Annotated in this window: 12 protein-coding genes; 9 read left to right on the forward strand and 3 right to left on the reverse strand. The window is 63.8% G+C overall.

Features of this window, described 5'->3' with window-relative positions:
• The first annotated feature begins 129 nt into the window (after nucleotides 1-129).
• The 6 genes from QQM37_RS06745 (at nucleotide 130) to QQM37_RS06770 (ending at nucleotide 6,119) form a co-directional block, all read left to right on the forward strand.
• On the forward strand, nucleotides 130-1,269 hold the full coding sequence (locus QQM37_RS06745) for an ABC transporter ATP-binding protein (RefSeq protein WP_285725847.1): 1,140 nt from the start codon (nucleotides 130-132) through the stop codon (nucleotides 1,267-1,269).
• A complete protein-coding gene (locus QQM37_RS06750; protein ID WP_285725848.1) occupies nucleotides 1,269-1,985 on the forward strand; it encodes an ABC transporter permease in 717 nt (238 codons plus the stop codon). Before QQM37_RS06745 ends, QQM37_RS06750 begins: the two co-directional genes overlap by 1 nt.
• On the forward strand, nucleotides 1,982-2,761 hold the full coding sequence (locus QQM37_RS06755; protein WP_285725849.1) for an ABC transporter permease: 780 nt from the start codon (nucleotides 1,982-1,984) through the stop codon (nucleotides 2,759-2,761). Before QQM37_RS06750 ends, QQM37_RS06755 begins: the two co-directional genes overlap by 4 nt.
• Before the next feature lie 66 nt (nucleotides 2,762-2,827).
• The gene (locus QQM37_RS06760; RefSeq protein ID WP_285725850.1) at nucleotides 2,828-3,781 is read left to right on the forward strand and encodes an ABC transporter substrate-binding protein; all 954 of its coding nucleotides are present in this window, start codon (nucleotides 2,828-2,830) and stop codon (nucleotides 3,779-3,781) included.
• 134 nt (nucleotides 3,782-3,915) lie between these two features.
• The gene (locus QQM37_RS06765; RefSeq protein ID WP_285725851.1) at nucleotides 3,916-5,133 is read left to right on the forward strand and encodes a pyridoxal phosphate-dependent aminotransferase; all 1,218 of its coding nucleotides are present in this window, start codon (nucleotides 3,916-3,918) and stop codon (nucleotides 5,131-5,133) included.
• A 131-nt stretch (nucleotides 5,134-5,264) separates the two neighbouring features.
• Complete coding sequence (locus tag QQM37_RS06770) at nucleotides 5,265-6,119, forward strand: polyphosphate kinase 2 family protein (RefSeq protein WP_285725853.1); 855 nt, start codon at nucleotides 5,265-5,267, stop codon at nucleotides 6,117-6,119.
• Nucleotides 6,120-6,133: 14 nt separating this feature from the next.
• Here QQM37_RS06770 and QQM37_RS06775 read toward each other — a convergent pair whose 3' ends face one another.
• Nucleotides 6,134-6,346: an exodeoxyribonuclease VII small subunit gene (locus QQM37_RS06775; RefSeq protein ID WP_285725855.1), complete on the reverse strand. Its 213-nt coding sequence runs from the start codon at nucleotides 6,344-6,346 to the stop codon at nucleotides 6,134-6,136.
• A 60-nt stretch (nucleotides 6,347-6,406) separates the two neighbouring features.
• Nucleotides 6,407-7,711 (reverse strand): exodeoxyribonuclease VII large subunit, encoded by a 1,305-nt coding sequence (gene xseA / locus QQM37_RS06780; protein ID WP_420030133.1) that lies wholly within the window; start codon nucleotides 7,709-7,711, stop codon nucleotides 6,407-6,409.
• A gap of 164 nt (nucleotides 7,712-7,875) precedes the next feature.
• On the opposite strand from xseA, the gene QQM37_RS06785 reads away from it, so the two are divergent.
• The 3 genes from QQM37_RS06785 (at nucleotide 7,876) to QQM37_RS06795 (ending at nucleotide 11,058) form a co-directional block, all read left to right on the forward strand.
• Nucleotides 7,876-8,763 carry a hypothetical protein gene (locus QQM37_RS06785; RefSeq protein WP_285725857.1) on the forward strand — a complete coding sequence of 296 codons (888 nt, stop codon included), beginning with the start codon at nucleotides 7,876-7,878 and terminating at the stop codon, nucleotides 8,761-8,763.
• 179 nt (nucleotides 8,764-8,942) lie between these two features.
• Nucleotides 8,943-9,866, forward strand: a complete 924-nt coding sequence (locus tag QQM37_RS06790; protein ID WP_285725981.1) for an NADP-dependent oxidoreductase — start codon at nucleotides 8,943-8,945, stop codon at nucleotides 9,864-9,866.
• Nucleotides 9,867-9,972: 106 nt separating this feature from the next.
• Nucleotides 9,973-11,058: a 4-hydroxy-3-methylbut-2-enyl diphosphate reductase gene (locus QQM37_RS06795; protein ID WP_285725859.1), complete on the forward strand. Its 1,086-nt coding sequence runs from the start codon at nucleotides 9,973-9,975 to the stop codon at nucleotides 11,056-11,058.
• A 2-nt stretch (nucleotides 11,059-11,060) separates the two neighbouring features.
• On the opposite strand, the gene QQM37_RS06800 is transcribed toward QQM37_RS06795, so the two are convergent.
• Nucleotides 11,061-12,278 carry a DNA recombination protein RmuC gene (locus tag QQM37_RS06800; protein ID WP_285725862.1) on the reverse strand — a complete coding sequence of 406 codons (1,218 nt, stop codon included), beginning with the start codon at nucleotides 12,276-12,278 and terminating at the stop codon, nucleotides 11,061-11,063.
• Nucleotides 12,279-12,344 lie beyond the last annotated feature (66 nt).

Genomic DNA, 12,344 nt, shown 5'->3' on the forward strand with positions numbered 1-12,344 from the left:
CTGTCGGTGCCATGAGGTTATGCTCTGAAGGTATCCCGGCGAGCAGCACCACCAGCACGGACAGCGCGTACGTACAGGTCGACAGTGAGGACTTTTCCGATGGCAGGCCCCGGAAGCTCGACTGAACCCATGATCGTCTTCGATCAGGTCACCAAGGTGTATCCGGGCAGTCGTCGTGCCGCAGTGGATCATCTGTCGCTCTCTCTTGACCGGGGGAAGATCACCGTTTTCGTCGGCCCCTCCGGGTGTGGGAAGACCACCTCCTTGCGGATGATCAATCGGATGGTGGAGCCGACCTCCGGGACGCTGAGCGTGGATGGGCAGTCAGTGACCGCAGTTCCGGCTCCCGCACTGCGACGATCCATGGGTTACGTGATGCAGTCTTCCGGCCTGCTGCCGCATCGAACGGTTCTGGACAATGTGGCCACGGTCCTTCGACTCAATAGGGTTCCGCGGGCTCGCGCACATGCCCGGGCCCGCGAGCTGCTGGAGACCGTGGGACTGGGCCAGGAGACCGCCAGACGGTACCCTCATCAGCTCTCCGGCGGCCAGCAACAGCGGGTGGGAGTTGCCAGAGCACTGGCCGCAGACCCGCCGGTGCTGCTGATGGACGAGCCGTTCAGCGCCGTCGACCCGGTGGTCCGTGGCGAATTGCAGCAGGAATTGCTGCGACTGCAGCGGGAGCTGGCCAAAACGATTGTCTTTGTCACCCATGACATTGATGAGGCCACTGTGCTCGGCGACAAGATCGCGGTTTTTGCCCTGGGCGGGAGACTTGCCCAATACGCCACCGCAGAGGAACTGTTGCGCGCGCCGGTCGACGATTTTGTGGCGGCCTTTGTGGGCCGGGACCGTGGCTTCAGGCATTTGTCCTTCGCGCCAGCCCGGGAACTGCGGTTCGGCCCGGTCCCGCAACGCCGCCTCAGCGCACAGGAAGCCTCAGATCTCCATCATCGGGCTACAGGCTCCACCAGTGGCTCAGGCGTGGCTCTGGCTGCTGTTGATCAATGGACTCTACTGGTTTCGGAGGCCGGTTCCCCGCTAGGCTGGCTGTCGCCGGAGGACCCCGGCGTCCTTCTGGCCGGAGGTTCGCTGTTCCGGCCGCAGGATCCCCTGCGAGTCGCGCTCGATGCCGCACTCTCCTCGCCGGCAGGCCTGGGCGTGGCGGTGGACGAGGCTGGCGCCGTACTGGGTGTCTTCTCTGCCGAACAGGTGCTGGACGCAGTGGAATCGCATCGCCTCAACCGCGGGAGCGAGGCGGTGCTCTAGTGGAGTGGATCGTTGCGCACCTGGGCCAGATTGCCACTGACCTTGGCGTGCATCTTTACCAGGCGGTCATCCCGCTGCTCGCTGGGGCAGTGGTGGCACTGGCCCTTGCGCAGTTGGCCCGGTGGAACCGGCCCGTGGGTGCCGTGATTCTTGGCGCTTCATCCCTGCTGTACACGATTCCCTCACTGGCTCTGTTCGTGGTGTTGCCACTGATCCTCGGGACCCAGATCCTCGATCCTGCCAATGTCATGGTCGCTCTGACGCTCTACGCCATCGCCCTTCTGGTCCGTACCATGGTGGACGCGCTCGATGCCGTCGACCCGGAGGTGCGTCAGGCCGCCGTTGCCCTGGGCTATCGGCCGGTGCGCCGGTTCTTCGCCGTGGATCTTCCACTGTCGGTACCGGTCATGTTTGCCGGGCTGCGCGTGGTCTCGGTGAGCAATATTGCCCTGGCCAGCGTGGGCGCCCTGATCGGGGTCCGCAATCTGGGTTTCTACTTCACCGATGGACTGCAGCGCGGCTTTGTGACTGAGGTGGTGGTGGGCATCGTCGGAACCCTGCTGCTGGCCCTGCTCATGGACGTAGTGCTGGTGGTTCTGCAACGCGTGCTCACCCCCTGGCTCCACAGCGGTGGCGGCGACCATGGGCGGGGTGGCGTTGCGACAGCGGAGTCCGGGGCTTCCACGCAGCTGCGGCCCGGGATGGTCCGCTCATGATGCCGACGCGCCAGTATGCGAGCGACGACCCGCTGGCCCAGGGGATTGCCTGGTTGAGCGATCCACAGAACTGGTGGGGCGACGGCAGCATCATGCAGCGGATCGGGGAGCACCTGGGCTTCACAGTGCTGGCGGTTTTTCTGGCCGCGCTCGGTGCGGTGCCGTTGGGACTGTATGTGGGGCACACCGGTCATGGGCGAGTGGTCGTGGTGGCTCTGGGCGGGATGCTCCGAGCCCTGCCCACCCTGGGGTTGATGACCTTGCTGGCCCTGTTGATGGGGCTGGGGCTGCTGCCTCCGGTGCTGGCGCTGGTGCTTCTGGCTCTGCCCACTATCCTGTCGGCCTGCGCAGCGGGTGTCTCCACGGTGAACCCGGCGATTGTGGACGCCGCCCGGGGCCTGGGAATGACGGGATGGCAGATTCTGTTTCAGGTGGAGATACCCAATGGCCTGGCTGTGATTCTGGGCGGCCTGCGCGGTTGTGTTCTTCAGGTGGTGGCCACTGTGGCCGTGGTGGCTTACCTTCCTCAGGGAGGGCTAGGTCGCTTCCTGGTGGACGGTCTGAAAACCAAGGACTACGGCAGCGTTTTTGGCGGTGCCGTAGTGATTGCGGTGCTGGCCCTGGTGCTGGACGGACTGCTTGCCCTGCTGAGCAGGTACGCCGTCTCACCGGGAGTGCGTGGCCGCACACATGATCGACGTTCTGCCCCGGAAACCGGGCTCGCTGAGCCCTCTGTCGTAGGCTCAGACCAGAGCGTACTCACCTCAGGAGGATGAAATATGTCGCGTTTCGGAATGACTCTGTTCAAGGCATCGCGATCTGAGCGCCCATCGCCAGGAGCGATGGCGAAGGGTGGCCTGACTGCCGTGGGCCTGGTTGCCGCGCTGGCTCTGAGCGCGTGCAGCGGCGGAAATCCCCTCTCCGCCACCACTGCCGCTGGGACCGGAGGCACCTCGGGAAGCGCGGGGTCCGTCATCGTGGGCTCTGCGGACTTCACCGAGAGCCAGGTCCTGGGAGAGATCTACGCCGGTGCACTGCAGGCGGCTGGTGTCACGGTGACCACCAAGCCCAACATCGGCTCCCGCGAGGTCTACGTCAAGGCTCTGGACGATGGATCGATCGATGTGGTGCCGGACTATTCGGGAAACCTGCTGGGCTTCGTCGATAAAAAAGCCTCCGCCACCGACAAGGACGGCGTGCTGAAAGCCTTGCCCGCCGCGCTGAGCACCTACTCGAGCACGCTGACGAACAAGACTCCATTGGGCATCCTGGACGCAGCGCAGGCCGAGGATAAAGACGCCATGGTGGTGACCAAGGTGACGGCACAGAAGTACAACCTCAAGTCGATCGAGGATCTGGCCAAGGTGTGCAAGGATCTGACCCTGGCGGCACCGCCTGAATTCGCCACCCGGGACTACGGACTGCCGGGTCTGAAGGGCAAATATGGTTGCGAGCCCAAGAAGTTCCTGCCGGTTACCGGTGAAGCGCTGACGATCAAGGCGCTGATCGGCGACGACGCACAGGTGGCGGATGTCTTCACCACCTCCCCGGCGATCCCGGACAATTCGCTCGTGGTGCTCAGCGATCCGAAGAACAACTGGCTACCGCAGCAGGTTCTGCCGCTGTACAACACCAAGAAGCTCTCCGATGTGGCCAAGCAGGCACTGAACAACGTTTCCAAGCAGCTCACCACGGACGATCTGATCACGATGAATCGGGAAGTTCAGGGACCACAGAAACGGGACCCGAAGGACGCTGCTCAGGAATGGCTCAAGGCCAAGGGCATCACGAAATAGTCGCTGCCCGGCATTGTCGTTGACCGGACGACGGTGCGACGCCGTCCGGAGGAGTGCCAGGATTCCCGGATTGGCCCGGTAGTGCAGGCTCGGAAGAGGAGCAGCACTGCCGGGCCTTGTGTCATTCTTGGATCATGGGTAATTTCGCACAGTCCGCCAAACTCGCCAATGTCCGGTACGACATCCGGGGTCCGATCCTCGCGCGAGCGCAGCAACTGGAAGCGGAAGGCCACCGTATTCTCAAGCTGAATATCGGTAACCCGGCTCCCTTCGGCTTTGAAGCACCGGATTCGATTCTGGTGGATATGATCCGGCACCTGCCGCACGCTCAGGGCTACAGCGATTCCAGAGGAATCTTCTCTGCCCGGACCGCCGTGGTGCAGTACTACCAGACCCGGGGCATCCACAACATCCATGTCGACGACGTCTACCTGGGCAACGGGGTGAGTGAGCTGATCGCCATGTCGCTGCAGGCGCTGCTCAACGACGGTGATGAGGTACTCATCCCGACTCCGGACTACCCGCTGTGGACGGCATGCGTCAGCCTTGCCGGCGGCCGCCCCGTGCACTACCTCTGTGACGAGGAGCAGGACTGGCAGCCGGATCTTGAAGATCTGGAGGCGAAGATCACTTCGCGCACGCGTGGCATCGTGATCATCAACCCCAACAACCCCACCGGTGCCGTGTATTCACAGCAGACGGTGGAAGCCATGGTGGAACTGGCCCGCAAACATGGGCTGATCGTCTTCTCCGATGAAATTTACGAGAAGATCCTCTACGACGATGCCGTCCACTACAACACGGCCCTGGCTGCCGGCGATGACGTGCTGTGCCTGACGTTCAGCGGCCTCTCCAAGGCGTACCGGGTGTGCGGCTACCGGGCCGGCTGGATGGCGATCTCCGGGCCGAAGTTCGCTGCAGCCGACTTCCTGGAGGGCATCAACCTGCTCTCCAATATGCGCCTGTGCGCCAACGTTCCCGGGCAGCACGCCATTCAGACGGCACTGGGTGGCTACCAGAGCATCAATGACCTGGTGCTGCCCGGAGGCAGACTCCGTGAACAGCGCGATGTGGCGTACCGGATGCTCAATGAGATCCCCGGGGTGTCTACCCGTCAGGCCAAGGGTGCGCTCTATCTGTTCCCGAAGCTGGACCCTGAGGTGTACCCGATCAAGGACGATGAGCGTTTTGTGCTGGACCTGCTGGAGGACCAGAAGATTCTGGTCTCCCACGGCAGCGGGTTCAACTGGTCCGGGACCGCGCACTTCCGACTGGTGACCTTGCCGAATGTGCGGGACCTGGAGGAGGCGCTGGGGCGGATTGGTGAGTTCCTGGGCCGCTACAAGCCCTGAACACGGCACGCCGTGGCGTCAGAGGCCTGTGTCCGGGCTGTGAGTCCAGTACGGTAGGGGCAGAGCGGGTAAGCCCGGGGCGTGCTGTGCGCCGTGTGGGTGCGCCGGCGATGGACCTCAAGGAGAGCTCGATGGCGTCGAAAACTGGATTCACCGCACCCCCGTCTGAAACGCTGGTGGTGGGGGAGGGTTTCATGCTCAGCGCCGTCGATCCGTCCTCCACGCCGGGCTTCGCGGGCAAGAAGCGCGATGCCGAACAGCTGCTGGCCGAGCGGACTAAGCGGTTGTCGCTGCTCCAGGAACAGCTTTTCGCACAGAGCAAGTTCGGCGGTCACCGCTCGGTGCTGTTGGTTCTTCAGGCGATGGATACCGCGGGGAAGGGCGGAATCGTCTCCCATGTGGTCGGGTCTGTGGATCCGCAGGGGATTCAGCTGCATGCCTTCAAGGCGCCCACTGAGGAAGAGAAGCAGCATGACTTCCTCTGGCGCATCGAGAAGGAAGTTCCGCGGCCTGGGATGGTGGGGGTCTTTGATCGCTCCCAGTACGAGGATGTGCTGATCCATCGGGTCCATGGTTGGGCGGACGAGCCCGAACTGCAGCGTCGCTATGCGGCGATCAACGAGTTTGAAGCCGGGTTATCGGAGCAGGGAACAACTCTGGTGAAGGTGATGCTGCACATCGGCGCTGATACCCAGAAGGAGCGTCTCACCGCGCGGCTGGCTGACCCGGCCAAGCACTGGAAATACAACCCAGGGGATCTCACCGAGCGCGCCTTGTGGCCTCAGTACATGCAGGCCTACCAGCTGGCCTTCGATGCCACCAGCCCCGCAACGGCTCCGTGGTATGTGGTTCCAGCGGACAAAAAATGGTATGCACGGCTGGCCGTCCAGGAACTTCTGATCGAGGCCTTCAACTCGCTGGCGCTGTCCTGGCCAGCCGTCGACTTTGATGTCGCGGCGGAACGCCAGCGCGTGAGCGAATCGTAGCTTTCGGCTGCTTCTTACTCCGGCAGGGCCTCAGCGCGCGCTGCATCGAGGCGATGCTGGACGCCATCGAGCCATTCCGCGCATCGGGCAGCGAGCGCTTCGCCGCGCTCCCACAGTGCCAGCGACTCCTCCAGACTGGCTCCGCCCGCCTCCAGGCGGGACACCACGGCCACCAGTTCTTCCCGGGCCTGCTCGTAGCTGAGGGTGGCCAGGTCCTTATCGCTCATTGTCGCTCCTTGGCTGTCGTTGTGTGGTGCTCTGTCGGCTGGTCGTGAACATCTTCGGCGTCAGGACCCGTCGGTTCCAGCAGATCCTTCCGAGCGCGCGGCCACGGTGCCGCGCGCCAGACGAATACTCAGAGTGGTACCGGACGGTGCCTGTGCTGCGTCGCGAAGGACTGAACCATTCGCCATCTGGACCACGGCATAGCCGCGGTCCAGGGTGTTCTGCGGTGAGAGTGCGCGAATCTGCGCCACCGAATGCGCCAGGGCATCGCGGTGACGGAGGGTCAGAGTTTTCATCGCGGCGAGGGCCCGGTCACGCAACCGTTCGGTATCCGCCGCGCGCACCTCGATCATGCCGTCGGGGTGAGCCAGAACAGGCCGCGAGCGCAGATTGTCCAGACGTTCATTCTCACGCTGGAGCAGCTGAGTCACCGAACGCTCCAGCTGATAGCGCAGGCCGGCCACCAGGCGCAGCTCTTCCGCCATATCCGGCACAATCCGCTTGGCGGCATCGGTGGGCGTCGAGGCGCGCAGGTCCGCCACCTCATCGAGCAGTGGGTGGTCAGCCTCATGGCCGATGGCGCTGACCACCGGGGTCTGCGCAGCTGCGACGGCGCGGACCAGGGACTCGTTGCTGAAGGACAGCAGATCCTCCAGCGAACCACCACCGCGGGCGATCACGATGACGTCCACCTCAGGATCGCCATCGAGCTCAGCAAGGGCCGCACTGACCTGAGCCACCGAATTCACGCCCTGAACCGCGACCTCGCGGATCTTGAACTGCACGGCGGGCCAGCGGAGGCTGGCATTGCGGAGCACATCCTTCATGGCATCGGAATCCCTACCGGTAATCAGCCCGATGAGGTTGGGCAGCAGGGGCAACGGCTTCTTCCGGTCCGCGTCGAACAGCCCTTCCGCAGCCAGGGACTGCCGGAGTGCTTCAATTCTGGCCAGCAGATCGCCCAGACCGACGGTCCGGATGCTGCGCCCCTGCATGGACAGGCGCCCGGTTTTCATCCAGAAATCCGGTTTGAGCAGTGCAACGACCCGCGCCCCACGTTCCAGGGGAGTGGCCAACGTGTCGAGGGTGGAACCGAAAAAGGTCACGCTGAGCGAGATTTCGGCATCGACGTCCCGTAGTGTCACGTAGCTGACCGTGGCACGCCGATTGAGCTCGATCACCTGACCTTCCACCCAGGCTGCGGGTGCCCGATCAATATGGGCTTTCATCTTTTCGGAGAGCAGGCGCAGAGGCCAGGGCCGGTCGGGGCTGGTATCCGCCGCCGTGAGCGGAATCGGGGGAACCGGGGCGCCCATCGCAGAGCCGTCGGGTTCGGTTGCTGGAGGCGCGTAGAGCGAGTCATCCATGACAATCCCTTTCTGAGCGGCAGGAAGCTGGGGAAGCAGGTGCGGAACCACCAAGAACCACCCTACCCAAGGCCACCGACAAGCCATGCTCAGACGCTGGGTATGTGCACAGCATCCGTCTGTACAGTGGCCGATGAAGCTCAGGAAAGGGTAGGAACGGGGCTATGCGCAGTTTTCTGGCGGCAGTGACCGCCACGATGGCTTTGCTCCTGACGTTGCTTGCCGTGCCATCCATGTGGGTGGGTCACAGCATTGCCAGCCAGGATGGGTTTCTTGCCCTAGCCGCCCCACTGGGCAAGGATCCGCAATTTCAGTCCGCCCTCGCCACGGCAGCGGCGGATGCGGCCGCCAGCAAACTGGAGGCCATTCCCTCGGTGGCCAAGGTCGTCCAGCCGGTGATTGCGAAAGCCACTCAGGATCTCACCAAGGACCCCGGGTATCCTGCAGCCTGGGCAGAGACCCTACGGCGCAGCCATGAACTCACCGTGGTTGATCCGGCCGCGAACGCCAATGATGACGGTGTGCTCAATCTGGATGTTGCACCACTACTGCAGCTGATCCTGAACGACGTCAACAAGTCCACCGGCCTGAGTCTGAGCGCTCCGAACCAGGTCTTGCTGGGAGTGGGGACCCAGGCGCAGCGTCAGGCCGTGGTGAAGCTCACGGCGGCTTCGCCCCTAGGGCTCTGGTTCCTGGTGGCGGCGCTGCTGGCGTTCATCATCACCCTGCTTTCCGCCCGGCGTCGTTCCACCACCCTGATCATCTACGGTGTGGGATTGGCCGCTGTGGCGGGGATCCTGAAGCTGGTGTCCATCGCGGCTGCCAACAACTTCACCAGTTCCGGCCTTGCAGGATCGGCAGACAGTGCCCAGGCGACCAGCATCTTCAAAAAATCACTGATGGTGGCCGTGTCCACCAGCTTCGATTCCTGGCTGATCTGGGTGTTGGGGGTCGGCCTGCTCATGCTGGTTGCCGGCGTCATCGGCAGGATCCTGACCCGGAACGGGTCGGTGCCCAGCGCCGCAGCTACCCGGACGGTTCCCGCGCACTAGCCTCCGGTGCGCTCCCCGGCCTCCTCGGGTCCCGAGGCCACGTTGGGTCCCGAGGCCACGTTGGGTCCTGGGCTTCATCGGGTCCTCGGCCTCGTTGGGCAGGGAGGAATTTTCGTCGGCAGGCTCGCGTTGCGGCAGGTACTCCCGCAGCGCAGAAAGGCTGATCAATGACCACGACCATGCAGGCCATGAGCTATTCCTCCTACGGTGGACCCGAGGTGCTGACGCGTACCGAGTTGCCCATGCCCAAGGTGGGGCCTGGCGTCGTACTGATCCGGGTCAAGGCTGCCAGCGTCAATCCGGTGGATTGGAAAGTGATGGCAGGTTATCTGGACAGCATCATGGACATTCATTTCCCCGTGGTGCCGGGATGGGACGTGGCCGGTGTGGTTGAAGCAGTGGGAGCAGATACGCCCGAATTCGCCGTGGGCGATGAGGTGTATTCGTATGGCCGCCGTGACACTCTGCAGGGCGGAACTTTTGCCGAGTTCGTCGCCCTCCCTGCCGCGATTGTTGCGCATAAGCCCCGCGAACTGAGCTGGGAGCAGGCCGCAGCATTGCCCCTGACAGGGCTCACAGCCATGCGCACTCTGGACGCTCTTGACCTCAAGCCCGGTGAAACTCTGCTCATCCATAATGGTTCTGGCGGCGTCGGTCGTATTGCCATCCAGCTTGCCAGGCACGCGGGCGTCCGCGTGATCGCCACCGGATCGGCCAGGAATCATGAGCGGCTTCGTGAGTTGGGAGCCGAGCCGGTCGAGTACGGAGAGGGCCTCGCGGACCGCGTCAAGGCTCTGGCGCCTGAGGGCGTGGATGCGGTGGCTGACTTCATTGGCGGCGTCCTTGATACCACGGTTGCTGTTCTCAAGCCGGGCGGGCGGCACGCGTCCATTGCGGATGGAACGGTGGTTTCCCGTGGCGGCCGCTACATCTGGGTACGCCCCGACGTGGCGGATCTTGACCGGTTGAGTGCACTGATCCGGGACAAAGTGGTGACGGTGGATGTCTCGCAGAGTTACCCGATGGAGGAGCTGGCGGAAGCATTCACCGCGAATATGCAAGGCTCCGGCGGCGGCAAGATTGTGCTGACCCCGTTCAGCTGACCTCCATGCCTCTCCAGTACAGCCCGGCGTCCCCAGCCTCCCCCATGACTCGCAGGCTCGGTGCAGGCCCCCTGAGGCTGTGGGCCCAGCACACTAGACTTAGCTCATGACCAGCACCGTTGTATCCGTGCCCATGCCGGTGATCCCGCGCACGCGGCGCAGCCCGGAAGACATTGCCGCAGCCGCTCCAGTTCACGCCCCCAAACGCGTGCTGCTGGCGGCACCCCGTGGCTATTGTGCCGGCGTGGACCGGGCCGTCATCGCGGTCGAAAAGGCGCTGGAGCACTACGGGCCGCCCGTCTACGTTCGCAAGCAGATCGTGCACAACGTGCATGTGGTTTCCTCGCTGGAGGCACAGGGTGCCATTTTCGTGGAGGAGAACGACGAGGTTCCCGAGGGAGCGCTGGTCATTTTCTCCGCCCACGGGGTGTCACCGGCAGTGGTTCAGTCCGCCGAAGAGCGGGGTCTGCGCACGATTGACGCCACCTGCCCGCTGGTGACCAAGGTCCATCGCGAGGCGGTCCGCTTTGCCCGCGAGGACTACGACATTCTGCTGATCGGTCACGACGGCCACGAAGAAGTCGAAGGAACCGCAGGCGAGGCACCGGAGCACATCCAGATCGTCAATGGCCCCCATGAGGTGGACCAGGTGAGCGTCCGGGACCCGGAGAAGGTCATCTGGCTCTCGCAGACCACGCTGAGCGTGGATGAGACCATGGAGACCGTGCGGCTGCTGCGTGAACGGTTCCCCACCCTTCAGGATCCGCCCAGCGACGACATCTGCTACGCCACCACCAACCGGCAGGTGGCCATCAAGAAGATCGCGCCTCAGGCCGATCTGGTCATCGTGGTCGGGTCCGCCAATTCCTCCAATTCCGTCCGTCTGGTCGAAGTAGCCCTGGAGTATGGGGCCAAGGCCTCCCATCGGGTGGACTTTGCGCACCAGGTCGATGAGTCATGGTTTGAAGGCGTGGCGACCGTCGGCGTGACCTCCGGGGCGTCGGTGCCGGAGGTACTGGTCAAGGATGTGCTGAGGCTGCTGGCCGATTACGGCTACGGGCAGGTCGAGGAAATCGTCACTGCCGAAGAGGACCTGCTGTTTTCCCTGCCCAAAGAGTTGCGGGCCACCCTCAAGCAGGCCGGTGATTCCTCCAGGGTTCTGGGCGGGCGCGGTAGCCGGCCTGAGGCCTAAACTCAGGCGCTTTGCTCGGTGGTTTCTTGTTCTGTGGCTTCACTGAACCCTGGAATGTCGGAGGGTTCGGGGATGCTGGCGAATTCCGGGGCGCTCAACGAGCGCGGTAACACCTCCACGGACGATGGCGCCGCCAGCTTGTCCGGGTCCACAGCATTCAGCTTCCGTGCGGCTGGCAGCACGCGAGCCTCCAGCGAACCGACCATGCTGTTGTAGCGGTCCACCGACGACTTCAATGACTGGCCCAGTTTGGAGACGTTGTCGCCCAGGGTGGACAGCCGTTCGTAGAGCTGGGTTGAGAGGGTGTAGAGCTCTTTTGCGTTTTCGGTGAGAACGTCCTGCCGCCAGGAATGGGCAACGGCCTTGAGCACTGCCAGGAGGCTGCTGGGGGAAGCCAGCACCACATTGCGCCGCAGGGCATCGTCCAGCAGAGTTTCGTCGGCTTCCAGCGCGGCAGAGAGAATCGCTTCTGCCGGAAGGAAACACACCACCACTTCGGGTGAGTTCTCCAGGGCTTCCCAGTACTTTTTCGTGGCCAGCGCATCCACATGGCTGCGCAGAGCCTTGGCGTGCTGGGCCAACAGGGCTGCCGCCGCGGCATCGTCCGGGGCCTTGTGTGCCTCCAGATAGGCGCTGAGCGGTACTTTGGCATCGACCACCAGGTTCTTCCCGCCGGGCAGGTGGATCACCATATCCGGACGGATGCTGCCGCCCTCCGTGCTCTGGTGGGCCTGTTCATGAAAATCGACTTTGGACAGCAGACCTGCAGACTCCACGACCCGACGCAACTGAATCTCGCCCCAGCGACCGCGTGCTGAGGTGGAACGCAACGAGGATGCCAGGGAGCGAGTTGTCTGCAGAAGCTCGGCATCGGAGGCCCGGGCATCGCGTAGCTGCTGTGAGAGGGCTCCGAACTGTTCGATCCGGTCACGTTCGAGCAGAGTGACATGTCGCTGAACCTCGCCGAGGCGTTCGGCCACCGGGGCCAGGGCGCGCAGCACGGAGGCATCGGTACGGCCCTGCTCGGTCAGGAGCCGGGATTCAGCTTCGGCGGCGGCGAGAGCCGCATTCGCCTCCGCCAGCCGTTCGGCACTGTCCGCCTGCTCTGCTGCGAAAGTCTCGTGGCGGCGTCGTGCGCTCTGGAAGAGGAGCAGCGCGGTAGCGAGCGCGCCCAGGGCTGCGCCGATGAGCAGGGCGAGCGTAAATATGCCGATATCCATGGGACGAAGCCTGCCATCAGGCACCGACAGGAAAGCACTGGCCCCGGCCGTCCGCCTCGTGACAGG

Origin of the sequence: Psychromicrobium xiongbiense, from assembly GCF_030271165.1 — a bacterium.
Lineage (GTDB): Bacteria > Actinomycetota > Actinomycetes > Actinomycetales > Micrococcaceae > Renibacterium > Renibacterium xiongbiense.